11 protein-coding genes, 2 tRNA genes and 3 rRNA genes are annotated in these 24458 nt (G+C 48.5%); 8 read left to right on the top strand and 8 right to left on the bottom strand.

Translation table 11 applies throughout. From position 1 onward, the window contains the following. Nucleotides 1-53 precede the first annotated feature (53 nt). From mreC to ACDC99_RS08755, 7 genes are all read right to left on the bottom strand, one after another. Nucleotides 54-926 (bottom strand): rod shape-determining protein MreC, encoded by an 873-nt coding sequence (gene mreC / locus ACDC99_RS08785; RefSeq protein WP_022316230.1) that lies wholly within the window; start codon nucleotides 924-926, stop codon nucleotides 54-56. 126 nt (nucleotides 927-1052) lie between these two features. Next, the gene (locus tag ACDC99_RS08780) at nucleotides 1053-2075 is read right to left on the bottom strand and encodes a rod shape-determining protein (RefSeq protein ID WP_022316229.1); all 1023 of its coding nucleotides are present in this window, start codon (nucleotides 2073-2075) and stop codon (nucleotides 1053-1055) included. Nucleotides 2076-2273: 198 nt separating this feature from the next. Then, nucleotides 2274-2867 carry an IMP cyclohydrolase gene (locus ACDC99_RS08775; RefSeq protein ID WP_022316228.1) on the bottom strand — a complete coding sequence of 198 codons (594 nt, stop codon included), beginning with the start codon at nucleotides 2865-2867 and terminating at the stop codon, nucleotides 2274-2276. A 252-nt stretch (nucleotides 2868-3119) separates the two neighbouring features. Further along, a complete protein-coding gene (locus tag ACDC99_RS08770) occupies nucleotides 3120-4073 on the bottom strand; it encodes a glycosyltransferase family 2 protein (RefSeq protein ID WP_044065756.1) in 954 nt (317 codons plus the stop codon). A 287-nt stretch (nucleotides 4074-4360) separates the two neighbouring features. Then, nucleotides 4361-4975: a hypothetical protein gene (locus ACDC99_RS08765; RefSeq protein WP_370756591.1), complete on the bottom strand. Its 615-nt coding sequence runs from the start codon at nucleotides 4973-4975 to the stop codon at nucleotides 4361-4363. Nucleotides 4976-5004: 29 nt separating this feature from the next. After that, a complete protein-coding gene (locus ACDC99_RS08760) occupies nucleotides 5005-5556 on the bottom strand; it encodes a DUF3332 domain-containing protein (RefSeq protein ID WP_288762706.1) in 552 nt (183 codons plus the stop codon). 172 nt (nucleotides 5557-5728) lie between these two features. Further along, nucleotides 5729-5860 (bottom strand): hypothetical protein, encoded by a 132-nt coding sequence (locus tag ACDC99_RS08755; RefSeq protein WP_288965599.1) that lies wholly within the window; start codon nucleotides 5858-5860, stop codon nucleotides 5729-5731. A 1083-nt stretch (nucleotides 5861-6943) separates the two neighbouring features. On the opposite strand from ACDC99_RS08755, the gene ACDC99_RS08750 reads away from it, so the two are divergent. The 8 genes from ACDC99_RS08750 to ACDC99_RS08715 all read left to right on the top strand — a co-directional run bounded on the left by ACDC99_RS08750 (nucleotide 6944) and on the right by ACDC99_RS08715 (nucleotide 17568). Beyond that, nucleotides 6944-8475, top strand: a 16S ribosomal RNA gene (locus ACDC99_RS08750). A gap of 156 nt (nucleotides 8476-8631) precedes the next feature. Beyond that, nucleotides 8632-8705, top strand: a tRNA-Ile gene (locus tag ACDC99_RS08745). Between the two features lie 57 nt (nucleotides 8706-8762). Then, nucleotides 8763-8836 (top strand) — tRNA-Ala (locus tag ACDC99_RS08740). A 142-nt stretch (nucleotides 8837-8978) separates the two neighbouring features. Then, a 23S ribosomal RNA gene (locus ACDC99_RS08735) occupies nucleotides 8979-11874 on the top strand. A gap of 79 nt (nucleotides 11875-11953) precedes the next feature. Beyond that, nucleotides 11954-12066, top strand: a 5S ribosomal RNA gene (gene rrf, locus ACDC99_RS08730). The 16S, 23S and 5S rRNA genes sit together here with 2 tRNA genes alongside, the layout of an rRNA operon. 486 nt (nucleotides 12067-12552) lie before the next feature. After that, entirely contained in the window at nucleotides 12553-13716 is a 1164-nt protein-coding gene (locus ACDC99_RS08725; RefSeq protein ID WP_022316061.1) for a sensor histidine kinase, read from the top strand. Nucleotides 13717-14763: 1047 nt separating this feature from the next. Continuing rightward, on the top strand, nucleotides 14764-16185 hold the full coding sequence (locus tag ACDC99_RS08720; RefSeq protein WP_370756590.1) for a WG repeat-containing protein: 1422 nt from the start codon (nucleotides 14764-14766) through the stop codon (nucleotides 16183-16185). A gap of 258 nt (nucleotides 16186-16443) precedes the next feature. Continuing rightward, nucleotides 16444-17568 (top strand): AAA family ATPase, encoded by a 1125-nt coding sequence (locus ACDC99_RS08715; protein WP_022316060.1) that lies wholly within the window; start codon nucleotides 16444-16446, stop codon nucleotides 17566-17568. A 249-nt stretch (nucleotides 17569-17817) separates the two neighbouring features. On the opposite strand, the gene ACDC99_RS08710 is transcribed toward ACDC99_RS08715, so the two are convergent. Further along, on the bottom strand, nucleotides 17818-24375 hold the full coding sequence (locus ACDC99_RS08710) for a DUF4465 domain-containing protein (protein WP_370756589.1): 6558 nt from the start codon (nucleotides 24373-24375) through the stop codon (nucleotides 17818-17820). Nucleotides 24376-24458: the final 83 nt, after the last annotated feature.

Here is a 24458-nt window from a genome sequence, read left to right as displayed (position 1 = left end):
ATTTGTTCCTTTCCCTTTATTGGTGATAAAGTTGTCGTGGCGGTACCGCCTTGTTATTTCTTGCTGGTGTCTCTCGGTTTCAGCGAGTCTTGAGCCGCTTTCAGCAACAGAGCCTTGTCTTTGAGCGCACTGTTGTCTATCACGCATACGTGGCGCAGTTTGCCGAAGTCGGTTGAGAGTCTTAACTGCACTCGGTATGAGAGTCCGTCGGAGGAGTTGAACACGTGGAGAATCTTGCCCACCATTATTCCTGGCGGGAATATCGACGAGTATCCGTTTGTCACCACGTAGTCGCCGAGGGCGAATCTGGCATGGCGCGGCACATCGTCAACATAGGCAATGTCGCTCGGTGTTCCCTTCCAGTGCAGGAAACCGAAGTATCCCCTCTTGCGTATCATGACGCTGATGTTCGAGTTCACATTTATCACCGGCAATACTATAGAGTAGTGATCAGATGCCATATACACCACTCCCACTACTCCCGTGCCGCATGCCACTCCCATGTCCTCGTGTATTCCGTCAGCTTTACCTTTGTCTATGGTGATGAGGTTGTCTTCACGGTTTATGGTGCTCTGTATCACCTTCGCCGGAATGAGCTTGAAGCCGGCAAGCGCCTGTTTCTGACACTGTTCCATGGCGAGGGAGTCGCCGTGGTGGGTGGCGATGTATTGAGTGAGGGCTCTTACTTGCTGTTCGAGAATGAGGTTGCGCTCGCTGAGCTTTTTGTTGCTCTGCGACATGTTGAAGAATGTCGTTACTGAGGAGTTGTATTCATATACCTTTCCTGCCACGGCGTTTGCCGAGGAGAAGTATACGCTGCCCTGGAAATTGTTGAACCTGAACAGCAGCACGAAGCATATCACTTCGAGAAGGATGAATACGAACCAGTGGTTGTATTTCGCCAAGAAGGCAAGAAGATTGCGCATTGTGTATCAAAAGAAAAAAGGCAAGGCTGTAAAAAAGTAAAAGGACTCTCGCTAGTCAGCGCTGACTTTTTACTTTTCTACGGCACTATACCTTTTCGCTGTTAAATTGTATTTTGTATTTCTTTGTTATCTCATGAGGAATGAGAAGCGGTCAACGTTCTTCAACGCGATGCCGGCTCCCTTGGCAACACTGTGCAATGGATCCTCGGCGATGTGGAACTTGATGTTGATCTTGTCGGTCAGACGCTTGTCCAGACCGCGCAGCAGAGCGCCACCTCCCGTCAGGTATATGCCGTTCTTCACGATGTCGGCATAGAGCTCCGGCGGTGTGTTCTCAAGTGCTGAAAGCACGGCGTTCTCTATCTTTGCGATTGTCTTGTCGATGCAGTGGGCAATTTCCTGATAGCATACAGGTACCTCCATTGGCAGGGCGGTGATGCGGTTCGGACCATGTACCACATAGTCTTCTGGTCCTTCCTCACCAAGGTCGGTGAGTGCGGAACCAACGTGTATCTTGATTCGCTCGGCCATACGCTCGCTCACCTTCACGTTGTGCTGACGGCTCATGTAGTCCTGGATGTCGGCTGTCAGGTCGTCGCCGGCGGTGCGGATGGAGTTGTTGGATACGATGCCGCCCAATGAAATCACGGCAATCTCGGTGCTGCCGCCACCGATGTCAACAATCATGTTACCCTCCGGAGCCTCCACGTCGATTCCGATACCGATGGCAGCTGCCATAGGCTCGAAAATCAGATATACGTCGCGGCCGTCGGCATGTTCTGCAGAGTCGCGCACGGCTCTCAGCTCAACCTCAGTAGAGCCTGAAGGCACGCCGATCACCATTCGCAGTGACGGCGAGAAGAGGCGGCTTCCTGTGTGTACCATCTTTATCAGTCCGCGCATCATCTGCTCACAGGCAGTGAAGTCGGCAATCACGCCGTCGCGTAGCGGACGGATGGTGCGTATGTTGTCGTGAGTTTTCTCATACATCATCTTGGCTTTTTCGCCAACGGCAATCATCTTGTCGGTGCGGCGGTCGAGAGCCACTACCGATGGCTCGTCAACTACTATCTTGTCATCACTGATGATGATAGTGTTGGCGGTACCCAAGTCCATTGCTATCTCTTGTATAAATGAAAAGAATCCCATATTCGTTCTTTTGCTTTTACCTTATTATATATATACTAAGTTCTTGCAAGCTTTCCCGCTTGTCCTGTCTGTTGACTGGCAGACTCTTTTTTTTCTCTCTCTTGACAGGTTGCCGCCTGTTGTTGCCGGCTCTTCATGTCTCCTTCCCGTCAGTTTCCGTTAGTCTTCTCGTCAACTTTTCTTTCTTTTGCTCCTCGCTTATTTCTCAAACCATGCGTGGATAGCCGTGTCGTAGTGGCTGCTCACTCCGAAAGCTCTTGTGGCGAACATGCGACGGTCTTCGATGTCGGTCTGGGCGCCCTTCTTGTTCAGTATGTCGAGCAGCACACCATATTCAGCCTTGCTTGGCACGATGACAACGTCTTTGAAGTTCTTTGCTCCGGCACGGATTAGCGAGATGCCGCCGATGTCGATCTTCTCGATGATGTCGGTCTCAGAAGCTCCGCTTGCCACGGTGTCCTCGAATGGATAGAGGTCTACGATGACCAAATCAATCTCTGGTATCTCGAATTCCTGCATCTGGTCGCGGTCGCCTTCGTTGTCGCGGCGGGCCAGGATGCCTCCGAATATTTTCGGATGGAGGGTCTTTACTCTTCCGCCAAGGATAGAGGGATATGTCGTTACGTCCTCCACTGCCTGGCATTCATAGCCAAGCGACTCGATGAATTTCTGTGTACCTCCTGTAGAAAGGAATTTCACACCCTCAGCATTCAGTTTTGCGAGAAGCTCATCCAGCCCGTCTTTGTGAAACACTGATACCAATGCGGTCTTGATTTGTCTTGTTCCAGCCATCTTCTGTTTCTTTATATGTCGTGTAAAAATATGAATTTGGTTGCAAAGTTACAAAATATCGTTATATTTCCCATTCTATTGCGGCGAAAAAATAGAGGATAGTAGCTATTTTTTGACTTTCGATAAACAAAGGGCGCTTATGGAGCAATTTATATTCCTTTTCAACCCAAATCGGGCTTTGGAACTTGTCGTATCAAACGGCTTCATGACCGTTTTGGAATCTGCCGGAATCCGTTGCCAAGCGCCTTGTTGTCATACTATGCTGAAATAGAGCCGCCTGTAGGCGAGATATATGAAATCAGCGGTTTTCACCCATCGTCTCTTCTTCAGCATCGAGATGCACAGTCGGCAAATCCTGTCGCCGGGTTCGTATGTCAGCGTCTCGTCGGCGATGGCAGCGTCAAGATTGCTGTCGGCAAGACATCTGAAGGCGTTGGCGATGCCGATGTCCACTGCCTTGCGGTATTTGCTGCCGTCGGCTACGGTCATGAAGAAATCCGCCACGAGCTGGCATGCCCTCAGGTGGGAGCGTAGATGCTTCTCTGATATGGTATGCGTATACGAAGTGTTGTTGTCCATGCGGTAGTAATACACGTTCTTGTCTACGGTCGCTATCCGTGAGTGATACACAGCCCTCGGCACCACGGCATAGTCTTCGCTGAAGTCGATGCCCTCCACACTGTATATTCCGTTCTCCGTCAGTGTCTCCCTGCGGTATAGCCTGCCCCATATCCTGTTTTTCACTATGTTCTGGCATAGCAGTGCCTTCAGGTATTTCTCCTTTCCCATCTGTGGCGGTCCCGCATATCTTGTGGCCTTGCCGTCTCTCCATTCTGAATATCCGCCGGTTACGATGTCGGCGCCGCTTTCCTCGGCCTTCGCCATCAGCAGGGCTATGGCGTCGAGGGGCAGGATGTCGTCGCTGTCCACGTGGGTCACGTATTCTCCCGTTGCCTTCTGCAGGGCGGTGAGTCTTGCTCCGCCAAGTCCTCTGTTGTGGTCATGGCGGATTATTCTTGTCTGACTTTTCCTCTGGGGATATTCTTCGGCCACCCTTTCAAGTATGGCGATACTGCCGTCCTTCGAACAGTCGTCTACGAACACATATTCTATGTTACCGTAAGTCTGTTCGAACAGTGATCTCGCACATTCTTCTATATATTTCTCCACGCCATATACCGGCACGAGTACTGACACTTTCTTCATATCTTACAAAAGTAACACTATTTTCTCTTTCTCTCGTTCCGCCTCTCCGGTTTTGTGTTAATTTAACCTTTTCGCATTCGCTGCTTTCTGATAATCCCCAACCGGTCATCGGTGCTTGTTTGGTTTTTCTCCAGGCAGAAAAGAGATGATTGTTTCATGGCAAAGGAGAACGGAGGTTGTGGCTTTGATATTCAAGATTTTATTTGTATGGCGTGGCTTTATATTGACAAGCCCCGACGGGTAGTGCTTACCGGTCGGGGCTTGTTGTAGATATGGGGCTTATGCGCTTATTCTATGGTGATTTTCCATAATATAGCGTCGGGCTCGATGTCTGACAGGGTGACAGGAATCAATCTCTCCGTGTCTTTCATCTTTGCCAACTTGTTATGGCCGCGTTGGGTGAGGTCTCTGATGAACGGTTCGCAATATACCTTTTCCGAACCGAGGTTGAGTCTGAGTTCACCTAAGTTTAACACCCACTTTATCTTGGTAGGCACGGCCTTCATCAGTGTGTGGTATTTTGTGTCTGCAGTCACTTTGATGCCCATCAGAGAGAGTTCTATTCCTGAACCCATGGCTATGCTGACGGAATTGATGGTTCCGGCATCGTCGGTGGTTACAGAAAACACTTCTTCTTCGTTTTTCAGATAGCTATACAGATATGTGCCATCTCCGAAGTCGGTCTTGTCGACTTTTGAATATAGCCCAGGACAGGAGTTCGGGATGTCTTTGACGTTGGCACCGATTCTTGCCTTCCAGAATCCAGTGGCGTCACCAGTCCATTGCGCATTGATGTTCTGTACGCATAATGCCGTGCTGGTCGTTTCCGTTCCGATCGCGTTCGCATTTAGTGCTGCAGCTAAAGCGATGCAGCAAGTAGCTAATTTTTTTATTGTATTCATATCGTAATTAATTAGTCGTCTATTCCTTCTTATTTTCTTGAAGCGAAGTACATTCCATCGTTGACAGCCATTCTCACCTGGTAGATGCCGGCCTGGTCTTGCGATACTTTCATCTTCTTGCCGTTGGGCAGAGTTGCCATGATGGTGCCGTCGTCGTTGAAACGGAACAGTTCCTTGATGGCGCCTTTGTCCTCGTAGCTCCAGCTCTTCTCCTTCTTGTTATATACAAGGTGTGACACCTCGCCGTCGGGAGAGGTTATCTCATAACCGTTCTTCAGTGTCTTCACGGCATACATGCGGCCGTCTTTGCCCATCACATTTTGGGTCTCACCCACCTTGGCCATCACTTTGCTGCCGCTCCAGAACTCGATGGTGTTGAGGATGAACAGGTCTGCCACGCCACACACGGCATAGGCAGGGCTTATCAGAAGGAACACAAGTTCGTTGAGGAACTTGCAGCTGCTAAGGCTCTTGTTCCAGTCTAACACCTTGTTGGTCAATCCGAAAGAACCGATACATGAACTCAGAGTCACCGTACCTGCTAACAGTGCAATAATGGATTTTGTCGTGAATTTTCTCATTTGCTATAGATTTTATTGTTATCGGATTATATATGTCTCTGCAAATATATGTTTTTTTCGCTTCCTGAACAATAATTACAGGGAATAAGTTGGATGAGAAGATTGTAAAAGTTGTTAACACCTTATGTCGTCAGAGGATATCACAGTCGTAATCCCACTTTAGCTCCCAGTGTCATGATGTGCATATACTCCCTGCTGCCATGGCTCGCCGGGGTCTGGATGTTGTAGTCGTCTTTCCGGTGGAGGTCTGGAACACGTTGCCTTCGTCAAGGTCGTATTTGCTCAACGGCAGGTTGAATCCCATATACAGACTGAGAAACGAGTTGCGGTCGGTGTCGAATTCCTCGTATGCCTCTTGCTTTTCCTTGATATTCAGTCCTTTGTCCCCGCATCAGGCACTTGCCACTCCTCTCCGTTTACAGTAGCTTTAAGTCTTATTTTGTCCCGTTTTTGGGCACGCACCTTGCCCAAGTGGGGCAAGCACGTTGCCCAACATGGGTAAGCACGTTGCCCCACCTGGGCACATTTCCTTTTCCTTTCGTGCCCAAAATCTTCCATTTTCCATGACCGTGTGTTACATATCCTTTTGTCAGAAATCAGAACCAGAGTAACCTGCATCTCCCCTTCGGGGGAGACCGAGAGGGGGCTGAAGTCAGCAGGAAAGATCATCAACAAGTGGCTTGTTTCATCAGCTTAGAACTCAGCAAGGAATGGGGAGTGCCCCCAGCCCCCGCAAATCCCAGTAAATCCAAAGATAAATCCAATAACCCATTCACCACCTGAAAAATCAGTAAAAAAGTCAAATCCGTGTTTAATTTTTGTCCATCGCCGCAGGCAGATGGACACCAAATGCTCACATATATAATCCTTCCTTGTTATTGCGTAGAGTCCCCATGCCATATATCAGTCACAATAAAGCATCACCAACGGAAATCCCGCTCCCCATGAAAACAATACCATCGATAATTTCCCTTCGCGCGCATTTATAAATATAATGTGAACCCTACACCTTTCCCTTTAATTCTGTCAAATAAAAGGAAAACCGTCACTTTTTTCTCATTTTCTTTTGAAAACATTTGGATGGTATGAGAAAAACCCATACCTTTGCATCCGCTTTTGAGAACGAACGCTGTTACAAAACAGTTATTAAGTCAGAAAGAGCGACAGAAGAAAGAGTTCTTTGAAAAGATTACAATAAACAGAGAAGTAGTAGTACAAGAAGCAGGCTTCTTTTCCACCTTATATTATATAGGGGTCATGGATAAAGGAGTTCTGGGTAGAACGAAACCTATCAATTTCTGAAGGTGATACCGAATGATTTTCGGAGGCATTCTGAACAGAGACAAAACGAACTTTCCTTCGGGAAAGGTCATTATAAAGATATTATACAATGGAGAGTTTGATCCTGGCTCAGGATGAACGCTAGCTACAGGCTTAACACATGCAAGTCGCGGGGTAACATCTGGTAGAGCTTGCTCTTCCAGGATGACGACCGGCGCACGGGTGAGTAACGCGTATCCAACCTGGCCCATACCACGGGATAGCCCGTCGAAAGGCGGATTAATACCGTATGCTGTCATTAAGAGGCATTTTTTGATGACGAAAGGACTGGCGGTATGGGATGGGGATGCGTCTGATTAGCTTGTTGGCGGGGTAACGGCCCACCAAGGCGACGATCAGTAGGGGTTCTGAGAGGAAGGTCCCCCACATTGGAACTGAGACACGGTCCAAACTCCTACGGGAGGCAGCAGTGAGGAATATTGGTCAATGGGCGCAAGCCTGAACCAGCCAAGTAGCGTGAGGGAAGACTGCCCTACGGGTTGTAAACCTCTTTTGTTTGGGAATAAAGTGCGGGACGCGTCCCGCATTGCATGTACCATTTGAATAAGGACCGGCTAATTCCGTGCCAGCAGCCGCGGTAATACGGAAGGTCCGGGCGTTATCCGGATTTATTGGGTTTAAAGGGAGCGCAGGCCGTGGGTTAAGCGTGTCGTGAAATTCCGTCGCTCAACGGCGGACGTGCGGCGCGAACTGGTCCACTTGAGTACGCGGGACGTTGGCGGAATTCGTGGTGTAGCGGTGAAATGCTTAGATATCACGAAGAACTCCGATTGCGAAGGCAGCTGACGGTAGCGCAACTGACGCTGAGGCTCGAAAGTGCGGGTATCGAACAGGATTAGATACCCTGGTAGTCCGCACGGTAAACGATGGATGCCCGCTATTCGCCCACCTGGGCGAGTGGCCAAGCGAAAGCGTTAAGCATCCCACCTGGGGAGTACGCCGGCAACGGTGAAACTCAAAGGAATTGACGGGGGCCCGCACAAGCGGAGGAACATGTGGTTTAATTCGATGATACGCGAGGAACCTTACCCGGGCTTGAATTGCAGAGGAAGGATTTAGAGATAATGACGCCCTTCGGGGTCTCTGTGAAGGTGCTGCATGGTTGTCGTCAGCTCGTGTCGTGAGGTGTCGGCTTAAGTGCCATAACGAGCGCAACCCCTCTCCGTAGTTGCCATCGGGTGATGCCGGGCACTCTGCGGACACTGCCACCGTAAGGTGTGAGGAAGGTGGGGATGACGTCAAATCAGCACGGCCCTTACGTCCGGGGCTACACACGTGTTACAATGGGGCATACAGAGCGCCGGCGGCCGGCAACGTCCGTCCAATCGCTAAAGTGTCCCCCAGTTCGGACTGGGGTCTGCAACCCGACCCCACGAAGCTGGATTCGCTAGTAATCGCGCATCAGCCATGGCGCGGTGAATACGTTCCCGGGCCTTGTACACACCGCCCGTCAAGCCATGAAAGCCGGGGGCGCCTGAAGTCCGTGACCGCAAGGGTCGGCCTAGGGCGAAACCGGTGATTGGGGCTAAGTCGTAACAAGGTAGCCGTACCGGAAGGTGCGGCTGGAACACCTCCTTTCTGGAGATGCCTTTCGAAAAGGTGCACCTGTAAGACAGAAGATACGGAATCAGGTCTTTCCAAAAATCTTCTTGTACTCACGAACTCCTGTTTTCCAAGAATAAAGAGAGACAAAGGAAACTGGGCGGAGAAGTCCATACACCTGACCAACCTGACAGTCCTATAGCTCAGTTGGTTAGAGCGCCACACTGATAATGTGGAGGTCGGCAGTTCAAGTCTGCCTGGGACTACGTAAGAGGCGAAACGAAATGAGCCTCACTCTCCTATATTGTTCTTCAATGTAATTTGGGGGATTAGCTCAGCTGGCTAGAGCACCTGCTTTGCAAGCAGGGGGTCAACGGTTCGAATCCGTTATTCTCCACGATTCGTGAGAATTCTGAATATTCTCAACGAAAACGATCTTTGACATGTTGTTACAGACAAAACTGTAGAAAAGAAAATTTCAATACAGCTGAAAGTATGGGCTAGGTCCCTTGTGAATTACGGTTCACTTGTGGACACAGGCGAAAGTAAGAAAGGGCGTATGGCGGATGCCTAGGCTCACGGAGGCGATGAAGGACGTGATAAGCTGCGACAAGCCCTGGGGAGGTGCAAATGACCTTTGATCCAGGGATTTCCGAATGGGACAACCCGGCAGTCTGAAGGACTGTCATCCGGACAAAAGTCCGGAGGCGAACGGAGGGAACTGAAACATCTTAGTACCTCCAGGAAGAGAAAATAAACAATGATTCCCCCAGTAGTGGCGAGCGACCGGGGAAGAGCCCAAACCGGTGTTGTCAAGGCAACGCCGGGGTTGTAGGACCGCGCTGTGGTACTTTTATCGTGAACAGAATGGACTGGAAAGTCCGGCCGTAGAGGGTGAAAGCCCCGTACGTGAAGCGAGCGAAGGCCTAGCGGTATCCTGAGTAAGGCGGGACACGAGGAATCCTGCCCGAATCCGCCGGGACCATCCGGCAAGGCTAAATACTCCCGTGAGACCGATAGTGTACCAGTACCGTGAGGGAAAGGTGAAAAGCACTTCGACGAGAAGAGTGAAAGAGATCCTGAAACCATGCGCCTACAAGCGGTCGGAGCATCCATGTGATGTGACGGCGTGCCTTTTGCATAATGAACCTACGAGTTGCCGTCGCCAGCGAGGTTAAGTCCCATGAGGGACGAAGCCGTAGTGGAAGCGAGCCTGAAGAGGGCGTCAAGTTGGCGGAGGCAGACGCGAAACCAAGTGATCTACACTTGTCCAGGTTGAAGTCCCGGTAACACGGGATGGAGGACCGCACCAATAAGCGTTGAAAAGCTTCTGGATGAGGTGAGTGTAGGAGTGAAAGGCCAATCAAACTTGGAGATAGCTCGTACTCCCCGAAAGGCATTTAGGTGCCGCGTGGGAAGGTCAGCGTGAGAGGTAGAGCGACCGATAGGTCAAGAGGGCTTCACCGCCTATCGAGACCTGACGAACTCCGAATGCTCACGCTTAGTATTCCTGCAGTAAGGGGGCGGGTGCTAAGGTCCGTCCCCGAGAGGAGAAGAATCCGGACCGCCGTCTAAGGTCCCGAAGTTCTGTCTGAGTTAGTCTAACGAAGTGTGGTCCCTGAGACAGCCAGGATGTTGGCTTGGAAGCAGCCATTCATTCAAAGAGTGCGTAACAGCTCACTGGTCGAGGGTCCGTGCATGGATAATAATCGGGTATAAGACAGGCACCGAAGGCGCGGGATAGCAAATAATAAAAGTATCGGTAGGGGAGCATTCCATCGGCGTAGAATGCAGTAGGTGACTACTGCTGGAGCCTATGGAAAAGCAAATGTAGGTATAAGTAACGATTAGGAGGGCGAGAACCCCTCCCGCCGAACGACTAAGGTTTCCCAGGCAATGCCATTCATCCTGGGGTCAGTCGGGTCCTAAGGCTAAGCCGAGCGGCGAGGCCGATGGCAGACACGGTCAACATTCCGTGACTACCGCCATCAGTGATGTCCAGACGGAGCAGTGACACCTCCGCGCCCTGACGGAATAGGGCGTTGAAGGGCGTAGGCTATGAGAATGCCAGGCAAATCCGGCGTTTGAGCTGAAACCCGAAAGTACGGGGTCCCCTTCGGGGGAACCTGACAGCGAGGGTAATCATACTCCCGAGAAAATGGGCTAAACTCATGTTGGCGGTACCCGTACCGCAAACCGACACAGGTAGTTGGGTAGAACATACTAAGGCGTTGAGAGATTCATGGCTAAGGAACTAGGCAAACTGACCCCGTAACTTCGGGATAAGGGGTCCTCACCTCCGGGTGAGGCGCAGAGAATAGGTCCAGGCAACTGTTTAACAAAAACACAGGGCTGTGCGAACTCGAAAGATGAAGTATACAGCCTGACACCTGCCCGGTGCCGGAAGGTTAAGAGGAGATGTCACCGCAAGGGAAGCATTGAATTGAAGCCCCGGTAAACGGCGGCCGTAACTATAACGGTCCTAAGGTAGCGAAATTCCTTGTCGGGTAAGTTCCGACCTGCACGAATGGTGTAATGATCCGGACGCTGTCTCGGCCATGAGCTCAGTGAAATTGTAGTATCGGTGAAGATGCCGATTACCCGCGATGGGACGAAAAGACCCCGTGAACCTTTACTACAGCTTAGCATTGACCTTGGTCATCCGATGTGTAGGATAGGCCGGAGGCTTCGAAGCGGCGTCGCCAGGCGTTGTGGAGCCATCCTTGAAATACGGCCCTTTGGCTGTCTGAGGTCTAACGCGGATAGTCGCGGACACTGCTTGGTGGGTAGTTTGACTGGGGTGGTCGCCTCCAAAAGCGTAACGGAGGCTTCCAAAGGTGCCCTCGGGCCGTTTGGTAAGCGGCCTTCAAGAGTGCAATGGCAAAAGGGCGCTTGACTGGGAGGGAGACATCCCGAGCAGGCAGGAAACTGGGGCATAGTGATCCGGCGGATGTGTATGGAAACTCCGTCGCTCAAAGGATAAAAGGTACTCCGGGGATAACAGGCTGATCCCCCCCAAGAGCTCATATCGACGGGGTGGTTTGGCACCTCGATGTCGGCTCGTCACATCCTGGGGCTGGAGAAGGTCCCAAGGGTTGGGCTGTTCGCCCATTAAAGTGGCACGCGAGCTGGGTTCAGAACGTCGTGAGACAGTTCGGTCTCTATCTATCGTGGGCGCAGGAGTTTTGAGTGGTGCTGTCACTAGTACGAGAGGACCGTGACGGACAGACCTCCGGTGTACCGGTTGTGCCGCCAGGCGCACCGCCGGGTATCCGCGTCTGGATCGGATAAGCGCTGAAAGCATCTAAGTGCGAAGCTTTCCACGAGATTAGAACTCCATTGAGGGTCGTCGCAGACGACGACGTTGATAGGGCGCAGGTGTAAAGACGGCGACGTCAAAGCCGAGCGCTACTAATTGCCCGAGAGCTTTCGCTTTTTGGCACACACTTTCAGTTGTATTGCAACTGTCAATTCTACAAAACAAGAAGTCTGTAACGTTCGCATGTCCCCCATATCAGGTGGCGACAGCGGCGGGGTTCCACCTCTTCCCATTCCGAACAGAGAAGTTAAGCCCGCTTGCGCCGATGGTACTGCAATGCAATGTGGGAGAGTAGGTAACCGCCTTTTTTCACTTTAAAGCTTGAATCCTCCGGAAGGGCAATCCTCCGGAGGATTTTTTTGCGTCTGTACGCATCAGAGGCTTCCTTGGTCCTCATGCAGCTTTATGTCTGTTTTCATCAGGCGATAATTGAATTGTCCAGACAATTACCCGATGGTTTTTGCATGCAGAAACAGGCGGAAGTGACTGAATTATAGACACTTCCGAATATGTGACCAGATGGTTGACGGTTTTTGGGAAAATGTGGGTTAAATACCAGAATTGTACACGTGTCATAAGACTGATCACTTCCTTGTCTTGTTTTTATATCTCCATTTAACCTGAAACGGTCATTAGGCCGTTCAATGTAGTATTTAACCCAAAACGGTCATTAGGCCGTTCAATGGTAGTATTTTATAACTGCTTGCAGTCTTTTGATTTTTATAATGTGTCCTTAAAATGTCTTTGCAAACATTTGTATTGCAATAAATAGTAGTTATTTCCGTTACTATGATATGCAATGGACAGATAGAATAAGGCAAGTTAAGATCATTCTCGTGTTGGCGGCTATTGTAATAGCGGTAACATCCCTGATAATCTCAAATATCTTTGTAAAGGACCTCGCCAAGGAGGAACGCAACAAGATGGAAATTTGGGCGGACGCAATGCGCTCGTTCAATATGGCCGACGAGACCACAGATTTGGGGCTTGTACTGAAAGTGATGAACGACAACAATACCATTCCCGTTATCGTGCTTGATAATAAGGGACTGGTGCAGATATGCAGAAACGTTGATGTAGGCAACCGTTCTGAGAAGGATAGTGTTGCGTATGTGTCGCATTTGGGAAAGCGTCTTTATGACGCTGGCAGATTCATCAGAATCTCTATGGATGATGCTAATAAGAAGGCTTATGTGGATGTATGCTATGATGATTCCACGATACTGAAACGTTTGGCGTATTATCCTTATGTGCAGCTTGGAGTAGTGCTTATATTTGTTGTAGTGGCTATATTCGCTTTGCTGACATCAAAGAAAGCAGAACAAAACAAGGTGTGGGTCGGTTTGTCAAAGGAGACCGCACATCAGCTGGGTACACCGATATCCAGTCTTATGGCCTGGATAGAGATACTGAAGGAGAATTATCCTGATGATGACCTTATCCCGGAGATGGACAAGGATGTGAAGCGCTTGCAGCTCATTGCAGACCGCTTCTCCAAGATTGGCTCATTGCCAGAACCAGTGCCGTCGAGTCTCAGTGATGTGGTAGACCATGTGATCGACTATATGGACCGACGGACATCATCCAAGGTTCTTATGACAAAGAAATTCCCTCAGAATGATATTATCGTGAATCTCAATGCTTCTCTTTTTGAGTGGGTAATAGAGAACCTCTGCAAGAATGCCGTTGACGCTATGGAAGGCGAGGGGCATATCACTATCGAGGTCTTGGATTTGCCAGGCAAGGCAGTTATCGAAGTTACTGACGATGGCAAGGGTATAAGGAAGAAAGACATAAGCAGCGTGTTCAAGCCTGGTTTCACGACAAAGAAACGTGGATGGGGCTTAGGTCTGTCTCTTGCCAAGAGAATCGTTGAGGAATATCATCATGGCCGCATCTTCGTAAAACGCAGTGAAGTGGGAGTAGGCACGACGTTTAGGATTGAGATAAAAAAATAAATCGTTTTTCCCGAACATACTTTTAAGTTCGGTTGGAGTGATGGCACTCTAAAAGGTTGTCGAAGAACAGCTAATACAAGCGTGGCGACAAACAGCGTTATCTCAAGTTTCGCATGTCTTCGACATGCTGTCAGTAAATGAGTAGACAAGTTGACAAGGAGATTAGCCTTACTGGTTTAAGCCTTGCAAACAACGATTTTCAAGAAAAGCAAATTTCGGCTCACCCGACAAAGCTCGTGACAGGGTCTAACCAAAACACCAACGATATTTAACGGATTGTCATTTAAGTTTGCTACCTTTGCCACATGGAACATAAAACTTAGACTGTTTATCACAAGCAGACAAATAAACCGATCCTGAACTTGTAACAGAATTGTAAAATAGTGGGAGAGGATGTGCCTCTCTCCCACATTTTGGTACTGTTCTCGTACTATGCTTTGTCTTTGACAGGCCTAATTAAATATCTAAAAACAGAATCTTGAGATGCATGCCTTGTTTGCTCCCTGTCCATGGATATATCTAAGGAATACACATTATCCCCATTTACCCCAATATAGTTTTTGCAGAAATATAGACATGTGCCCGACAAATTGGGGTCGTACATTTCAGATTTAACGTAATCTTTGATGTTATTTCGAATATTTATCGTATCTTTGCCAATGAATCTCCTAATGGAGCCTTAGAGCCGAAGATAATAGTTTTCTAATTTTTAATTTTTAATTTGTTATTTATGAGAAAAGAAAATTATGTAGATGGGCTCTTGTACGAGCTAAAGAATCCTGAGTTTGACGCCAATGGGCAGATTGTTTCGTCTGAGATTTTTGCTCAGGCAAGGAATTGGAATTCATATTCTGATTCTTCAGAAAGAATGATGAATCGAATCTGTCATCATCTTAATTCAGACTTAGTACCTGACTATAGTCCTTCGTTTGAACATTTCTCTATAGACTCGGAGCAAAGGCAATTTGTTAGAGGAATCGTTTTTAGAGCAGCAAAAGAAATATGAATTATTCGGGTAGTCTTATGGCTACCCTAAATCACATCGCTATGACAAAAGAACTATTAAACGTTAAGATGAATTCAATTAAAGATTGCCAAGAGGTAATTGATGAAATTGACAATGAACATCCTGGTGGGACTGTTTTAGATGGTGGAGTAAGAGTCTGGTTCGCTGGCCAGAAAGAAAAGTTCCTAAAGGAATTGAACGAGAAGTTAGAACAGTTCGATTCAATATCGAATGCACTTAAAATTGGTGAAAGGCAAACAAATTTTCACTTAGTCCAAAAGGGAACAAGGTTTGGGATTTTCTCCGGATATGGCGTGTCAGTTATACAACCAATAGAGTTTTTGCAAATAATACCAATACATTTAGGGGGCAACAACAGTTTCGTGTTCATAGGAATGAATGAGAATTTCAAATGGGGAATCCTCAAAAATAAAGAGTTTTGGAATAATGAGACAGAAATACTCCCTTTTATTTTTGAAGACATAAACGCTCCGACAGAAGACATATATCCTGTCAAATACAATGGAAAATGGGGACTATACTATTCCCGAGGAAAAGAATTCGTAATAGAGCCCCAATATGAATCTGCTAGTATCATAAGAGAGGGGTTGTGGGCAGTGAAGAAAGAAGGGAAATGGGGTTTTGTTGATCTATTTAATAACATCCAAGTCCCATTTGAATTTGAACAAGTATCCGATTTCTCACATGGTTATGCCCATGCTGTCTTGTTCTCGTTTATGGAAGATGACGGTGAAGTGCTAATCAATCACCAAGGGAAAATAGTTCATTTTAAGAATCCACAATTATACGATGATAAATACTGGCATGGACTTGAAGTGAAGACGTCATACGTCAATCATGAAGAATACTCTTATCTCGTAAATGACAACGGGGATATAGTAATACCAAAAGACAAATACCGTTATTTAGGAAGATTTAGTGAGGGACTGCTTGCTGCATCAATAGATGGTGAGAAATTAGGATTCATCGATATTGAAGAGAATATAGTAATACCATTTGAGTATAGGGTAGAATGTTGGCCTGATTCGTGGACCAACATTTTTCATCATGGTTTCGTTGCAGCAAGATTAGATGATGGCAAATATAGCGAAGAATGCATACTAATCAACCATAATAATGAGAAAGTGTTCCCTCATACAATCAGATGCAAGTCTTTACATTTTAGAAACGGACGTTTTGAAAACTTTTGGAAGATAGACGACCGTTTCAAGAGGAATTTTATTTCACTAATTGACCTCATAAACTATCAAAAAGGAAAGGATATGTCATATTTGATAAGGACTGATGCAGAGGTTGAAGAAGAAAAAGCACTTCAAAGAAGAATATACGCAGAGCAAGAGCCATACGAATGGACTGAAGAAGATACTTGGGATGCAATGACAGATGGAATGTACGGCGATTACCCTGGTGGTGACGTTGATTATGAAGCCTTGGGCTTTTAATTTCCTTGTTTACTAGTATCTTGTCTACTTGTCCACTGCCAGAGCCAGTTGTAAACTTGCGAAAGTTCAATATCGTTTACCGTCAGATACTTATACAAGGTTCACAAGTTAGTGGTCCACTAACTTGTGAACCCCGATATTTTTGTTTATATTTGCAAAGTATTTATATAATACTTAGCTGCACTCGGCAAATTGAGAGTAAACTCTCTTTGCGCTCGTTTGCAAAGTATTTACATCGTCAATATAAGTATTTGGGATATGGAAAAAGCATTTGTTTACGGAATGTCGGTAGAGGGCAATAACTTCACCGACCGCATAAAGGAAGCCAAGCGCATAAAGCTTGATTTTGAAAACGGCATAAACGTCATCCTCATCTCGCCAAGGCGAATGGGAAAGACCTCACTGGTAAAGAAGGTAATGTCGGAAATGGACGTTCCGCAGGTGAAAACAGTGTATATGGATATATACGACTGTCGTAGCGAGTATGATTTCTACAACCGCTTTGCTTCGGCAATACTGAAATCCACGGGCAACAGGGCGGAGCAGATATTGGAAAACATAAAGCGATTCCTTGTCCGCCTTTCGCCCAAGTTCTCCTTCAGTCCTGAGCCAAATTCGGAGTTCTCATTATCGCTTGGAATAACGCCGAAGGACTATACTCCCGAAGAGATACTCAATCTTCCGGAACTCATTGCACGCGAAAAAGGCTTCCGGATAGTTGTATGTATCGATGAGTTCCAGCAGGTAGGCGAATTTCCAGGCAGCATAGAAGTGCAGAAGCGTATGCGCGGTGTATGGCAGCATCAGCAGAATGTGTCCTATTGTCTGTTTGGCAGCAAGAAACACCTGATGATGAATATCTTTCAAAGTAAGCGGATGCCATTCTACATGTTCGGCGAGATGATATACCTAGACTGTATCCCCACGGAGTATTGGGTGCCGTTCATCTGCTCCCGCTTTGAGAAATACGGAAAACGAATCTCTGACATTTACGCATCCAGGATATGTGAGTGCGTCGGAAACTATTCATCCTACGTACAGCAGTTGGCGTGGAATGTGATGGCAGAGACGGATACGGAAGTGACAGAAGAAACATTTCATCGGGGCGTTGATGCTCTGCTGGAACAATGCAACAGCCTGTTTGTGCAGCAGACGGAATCACTCACAACCTACCAGCTCAACTTCATCCGTCTGCTTTGCAGCGGCATCCACAATGGCTTCTCATCAAAGAAAGTTGACGATATTTATCCAATTGGAACGAAATCGAATGTGGAGCGCATTAAGAAAGCTCTTTTCGAAAAGGAAATCATCACCCAGACCAAGGAGGGAGTGTTTCTTGCCGACCATGTTTTCGAGGTGTGGTTCAAAAGGGAGTTAATGTAACTATTTAGGTAATTCATCATAAATATAGATTGAAAAAGCGGTACAAGAGAAGTGCAGCAGCCTTGCACCGATAGTGCAGCATAGGTATACTGACAGTATCACATAGCTATACCAGCGGTATACCGCCGCTTCACTATATGACGAGACATTATTAGCTGACGATGCGTTATCAGAAGAAAGCCCCGAAACCTATTCACAAGGTTCCGGGGCTTTCTCTATCGATTATTTATAACCTCAAAATGTGGATTCTCACCTCACGCCTACCTTAACGGTCTTGCCATTGGTGGTGCGTATGATGTTGACACCCTTCTGGCGAGCGTTCAGTTTCTGTCCGCTGATGTTGTAGCGACCTGCTACGTTGCTGTCAGAATCCTCAACGCCATTGATGCCGTCAACGATGTCGAACGGTATGTTCAAGAACTGTATCTTGCCCTTCTGTGTGGCGCTTACCACAACGTTGAAACTGTTGTAGTAGCCCTTCTTCACAGTCAGTCTGCCGTCGGCAGAGAGAGTCACGTTCTGTGCCAGTTCCTCGCTCAGAGCGTCGGCAAATGCGTAAGAAACCGTAGCCGAAGCATCATCGAACGTGAAGAACTTGCTGAGATCAATTTCATCACCAGCCACCTGAACCGGAGCCTCCGCAACGACACGCTCACCGTTGAAGTCATCCATACAGAAGTAAGCCGATGTATTCAATCCGAATGAACCAGTGTCAGAGCCAGAGAGAGATACAGCTATTGTTTTCACTTTGCCGAGCGGACGAAGGTCAACCCACTGCCATGTGTCGAGATAGTAGCGGTCAGCCTCCTTCGAAGCACGATAGTCAGCAAGATAGCAGTCCACTGTAGATGTAGAACCGTCAGCCTTGGTGCCAGTGAATGTCGCTATGAGATAGTCACCCTCTTCAAACTTGTGTGCCACTCCGTTGCCGTTCTTTATGCAGTCAAGAGCCCACGCGTTGTTGGTGATATAGAATCCGTTTATCACGTCACCCTCCTCAGGCTTGTTGAGCACAGTTATTGTGCCCTTGTCGAATACCACCGCATAATTCTCCGACTCATCATATCCATGGCCAACAACAGAGTTATACTGGTCAGGAGTAGCGCTTGTGAACGTCGTTGCCGTACGGTTAGAATAAGCGAATCCCTGCCATGAGTTCCAGTCGAGGCTGTAGTTGTTGCTGAACTGATAAGAACCGCTCACGAACGAACCGTCGAGCTGGTTGTCGCCATATATGCCCACCATCGGTGTGCCCTTAGAGTCAGGACCGTTCCAGTAGCTCTCGCTGTCGAGATACAGGTTCTCGAATGTTGCCACCACGGCATCACCGGTCACTGCCACACGGCAAGTGTCAGAAGCCTGCTTTCCGTTGGCATCCGTCACGGTTACATAATACATGTCGCACTCCACAGGAGCATATTCCACCACAGAAATACCGAAGTCATCGAGAGAAGCCGTTGCTATCTCCTGAAGCTTTCCGTTTGTCCAGGAAATGCTGAAAGGAGCCGTTCCCTCTGTCACGTTAACCTTGAGAGAAGCCTTCTGTCCGGACTCCACACTCTCAGTAGCCTCTGCAGTTGCCTTCACGTTAGGAATCTCCTTTATGACCTCACCGCCAGCGATGAACTTGCTTGAGGCATACACCTCGCTTGACATGCCGTTGATGTTTGTCATCAGTGAGTAGATGACATACTCCTTGTCTTTCTCCAGACCCTCAACGGTAATTTTTGTCTCATCGTTCTTGTATGCGGTGATTACATTCTCAGAAGTCGTAATCTCGTCAACGGTAGGAGCATCCTCAGCTCCATCCTTGACCATATATTGAACGGTACCAGTCTGACTGAATCTCACCTTCATGTCGGCCGATGTGTCAGTGATGTTGTTGATTATCGGATAACCCTCAACCATCACCGGAGCATCCGTGTTGGCATCAAACTCATAAGCACCGATTGTAGGAGTCTCGCCGTTACGTTCCTTGCCAGTGATGTCAGTCTCCACATAAGCCAGAGGCAGTGCCTTCATCAGATTGCCAGCCTTAGAGAGTTCCAGAGTGTTCTCGCCGTCGATGAAGTTTGCAGCCTCGTTCACTCCGTTCTCCTCGTTGCATATAGCCTGCCATGCCTCGTAAGAAGCAACATCCTCTTTGTGACGTGCAAACACCTCACCGGTAGTGAAGCCGGCATTGTTGGCATAAGAAGCCTTTGTCATGTAGTCGGCATTGTTGTAGCTGTATACATAACCGCCGGCGTTGTTCATCAGTACGTTGTTCACAACCTTCAAGTTCTCGGCAGTACTGCTGCTGATTACCATAGCCGAAGACTTGGCTTCACCCAACATGTTTACGCTGTTGTTGGCGATGTTCACGTTGGATGCATTGTTGCCGACCTTGATACCGTAGCTCTTTTCGCTGTTGCTAACCACGATGACCTCGTTGTTCACGATATTCACCGGAACCTCTTCGCTACCCGTCATCTGTCTCAGCGTGATGGCCAGAGCAGAGTTGTTGGTGTTGAGATGGAACTTGTTTCCGCTGATTTCGAAGCTCTCGTCATACAGGTCTCTCACCTGTGCGTCGATACCGTCAAACTCCTTCGTTGTGGCGTTGTTTTCTATGCGGTTGTTGCGAATCTTCGTTCCCAACTCGTCAGACACATACAGAGACTTGGAACCCTGGTTGCGCAGGATATTGTTCTCTATCACTCCGCCTACTTCCTTAGGTAGAGCCACATAGCTTGTTCCGCCCATTCTCACACCAATGTATCCGCCCTCGAGCTGACAGTTCTTCACTGTGAGATAGTCGTTGTTCTGGTAAGCCAGGTTCTTTGTATAGGTATATATCAGGTTGATGTCCTCTGAATAAGTCACCGTCATGTCTGCATGGATATAGCAGTTGTCGATAGTCACGTGGCGGCTCTGGTTCTTGATGTGTATCACACCAGGGAAATTGGTGTCTGTCGTTGTCACCTCCACACCGCGCAGCGTGAACCAGTCAGCGCCGGCAATGGTGAACGTACCAAATTCATTGAACATCTTGTCGTCAGAATATTGCGGCTCGTTATACAAGTCGTAATATATCTTCACGTCGTGCCAGTCGCCGCTTTCGCTCTGCAGCGTCACGGTATTGTTCTCCGAAGCTCCCGGAATCTCAGGCACCGTCACGTTCTCGTTGTATATACCACGCTTGATGTTGATGGTCACAGGTCCGTCGATACCGTCCTTCAGAGAGTTCACGGCAGCCTGTATCGTGCCGTAGTCAGCGCCCGCGCCCACTGTTATTGTGCCGCTCACGCCCTGTACCACCTTGGTGGAAGCCGCTGCCGCCTCTTCAACGTTTGTTGTCGTCTCGTTTGCCGTGATGCTCTCCAGCTGGGCACATGCCGTTGCCTCAGGAGCAGCTTCAGTGCTGATGTCGCCGGCGAGCCAGAAGTAGTAAGTGCCAGGCAGCGTGATCTTGTAAGAACCATTGATGGAAAGCTGACCGCCCTCCTGCTTGCCGAAGAGGTCTACAGGTGCGAACTCGGCGCTTGTTCCTGTAGCATAGATTTTTGCATTGGTGAGGGCATTGTCTGCCAGGTCGATGGCAGCGAGGTTGAATTTCTGTATGTCCAGAACGTTGAGGTCGCCGTCAGCAACCACCTCAATCTTCTGCAGCAGCGTCTCGGCACCCTTCATCGTAGTTTCAGGAGCCACGGCAGTAGTCGTTACAGAAGCCACGCTGATAGGCTGTTTCTCGTATGCCGTCACCTCGATTGCGAAACCAGCCTTTGAGTATTTCGTCACGAATTTTACGGTCACCTTGCCGTCCTCGGCATCAGAGAGGAAATAAGTCGGTTTGTCATACATGCTGTATTTGGCATCCTCCTTTTCCTTCACCTCTCCGCCATGATATACATAGAACTTGTCCTGTGCAGTCACAGTCCACTCCTTGAATGTGAGCTTCACGCTCTGTCCAGGAGTCTTAGGAGCGAATGTCACAGTTCCTTCGAAGTTCTTCGAATAATCGCCGTCCACACCGCCATCGTCGTAGAACAAGAGAGGAGCGCCCTCGTTGATGAGAATCTCACCATTGTCGCCCGCCATCATGTTGTATATGTTCTTTATCATTACCGCACCCTCAGGGTCGCCGTTCTCTGTAGTCAGAGTCTCACCGTCGGCAGTGATGCTCTTTATAGCGGCGTCGATAATGTCGCCCGCCTTAGCGTCGTCAGAGATATCATAGCGCAGACGGAAGTAGTTGTCGCCTTCTGCCAGTGCCAACGGTTCGTCGAGAGTCAGTATAGCCTCCGTTGCAGTTCCGTCGATTGTAGCCGTAGCCACAGGAGCCTTGTCGGCGGCAATCTCCTCGTCAGCCTTTGCCAGCGAGTAGAGCTTGATGGCAGCGATGCTCTTCTCCGCTCCCTTCATGTCCACAGTTACGGCAGAAAGTTTCTTGGGATTCTCGTTGCCCTCGGTAGTGATGTTGATGTTGAGGATGTCGAGATCCTTTTCGCCCACCTTTGCAATCTCCTTTGCCGACTGTGTAGCAGTAGTTGCTGCCACTTCCATTGGTTTGGAGAGATATTCGCTCACGGTAGCCACAAAACCGTTCTTTGTGTTCCAGGATGAAGTAACGCCGGCGTTGAACACCACTGTCAATGCTCCGTCGGCAGCAGTAGAACGGATTACACCCTCCGGTCCCTTGGTGTAGTTGTTCTTTGTGGTCTCCCATAGCAGTTCACCTGTAGTGCCCTTGCCGCTGTAGATCTTCAGCGAGGCATGTTCAGAGCTGCTGTAGGTATTCCAGTATAGGTCAAATTTGGAGAATTCAATCTGGCATATCATACCCTCGTTGTAAGGCAGGAAGATATTGATGCGGTCGTCCGTGCCACTTTCATAGTCAGAAGAATATTCATTCTTGTTCTGTGTCTTGAAGCCCATCGAACCGTTCACCTTCTTTGTCACCGTGCCCTGGTCGGAATGCGATACCACCTGGTTCAGCACCTCGCGGTTGCCCTCTGGATTACCATCCGCAACGGTGTGGGTGGCATCACTGAGTGTAACAGAAGTCACTGCGGCATCAATCTTCTGTCCGTTGACGGCCGTTTCCTTGATGTCGTAGGCAAGCCAGAAATAGTTGTCGCCCTCAACAAGTGACACCTCGTCGGTTGCTGTTATTTCGATAGCGTCGCCAGTCACCTCAGCTTCGCCTACCTTTACGGAAGTTGAGAAGCTGGCCGCTGACTTGGTATAATATACAGTAGCCTTGCTGATGATGTCATTCGTGCCGTTTGTGGTGAAAGAGAATTTCTTTGCCGTCAGTGCCGGATAGTTGTTCTCTGTCTTCACGTTCAGTTTCAGTATTTCCTGATCTGTATCGCCGGCAGCCAGAGTCTTTGCAGATGCTTGTGTCGTCTCAACCGCCTGTGTCGTCATTGGCTGTGGGATAAACAGGGAAACCTCAGCTTCGAAACCGTCACGGGTATTTGACAGTTCGCTGCCGGACACAAACTTTATTGTCAATGCTCCGTCTTCCGAGTTGGAACGTACGAATGGAGTCTCAGTTTCTCTGACGGTTCTGATAAGATTGGCTTCATCGTCCGTCGAACCGTTATATATAAGGATGTATTGTGATTTCGCGTCGTCGTGCAGAGAACTCTCGAAGATATTCATCTTTGAGAAGTTTATCATCACCTTCTTGTCGGGAGAAGCCGGTTTGAAGGTCACCATACCGTTGAATCCGATGGTTACCTCTTCTGTAGGTCCTCCATCATCATAGAAGTTGAGAGGTGTGTCGGTCACCGTGATTGTCTTGTATTCCGCTGGGAATGTCACAATAGCCGGGTTCACCAGTCCTACTGCCTCTGCTGCCGTGAATGTAGCAACGCCGTCGGGCTGGTTTGTAGTGGTTACGCCGGTAACCTCCAGTTTCAGTTTCGCACCGATGGAAGCCTCTGTATTCAGGTCGCCAACGATGGTAAACTCATTCTTACCTTCGCTCAGCTTATGGTCGAGCGTCATTGTGTATATGCCGTTGTCCTCCGTTATCGTAGTAGCGATAGGGGTAGCACCCTTGTATGAGTCGGCGCTTCCGGCGAACAGTTTCAGAGAGAGAGGGTCTACCACATTCTCGTTCTCAGCCATTCTGAATTTGATGGCTGTCAGGTGGTCAGCGTTCAGCACTCCGCTGGCGTTGACATACAGTCCGGCGATATTCACGTCTGTAGTCATCTCTGGCTTCTTCACGTTGTCATACTGCGATCCGGCGTCAGTAACACTCATGTTTTCGAGTTTCACACATTTCACCTTTGCCACCCATCCGTCAGCTTTGAATGAGTAGCGATATATGAATCCTACCGACAATGCTCCGTCGGTTGTCGTAGAGTAGAACGACTTCCTGTCGTAGATGCCGTCGAGAGTTTCAATCACGTTGCCCTCGGGCAGCTTGGTGTCTTTTGTCACTTCGTTTGTTTTAGTGGCCCAGGTGAATCCCGTGTCGTCCACTTCACCGTCGTAAACCTTCGCATATCCCTGATATGACCCCATCTGGGTCCTCACGTCAAACGACTCGAAGGTAATCATGATGGAATACCCTTGTTCTGCCGGTTTGAACACGAGAAGGGAGTGCGAGTTGCTTGAATTGGAACTCATGATCGACCCTGTGCCTTTGTAGTCGTAGTACGTGAGTTCCTGATCCGTTGCCACTGTCACTGTCTGCTTGCCGAACTGCGGCTGCAGCACTGTGTTGCCGTCTTGTGCCATCAGCTGCATTGGCAGCCATAACATAGACAACAGGAGTGCCAGCATTAGATAACTGTACTTCTTTTGCATTTTGTTTATAAAGTTAATGAATGAAAATGTTGTTGTTTCCCAAACATCATGATTCCCTCGTGCGCCTTCCTCGAAGCCCATGA

Origin of the sequence: Prevotella pectinovora, assembly GCF_041323955.1 — a bacterium.
GTDB classification, from domain to species: Bacteria; Bacteroidota; Bacteroidia; order Bacteroidales; family Bacteroidaceae; genus Prevotella; species Prevotella pectinovora.
The sequence above is the reverse complement of the archived record's forward strand: the minus strand, read 5'-3'. Positions and strand labels throughout refer to the sequence as shown.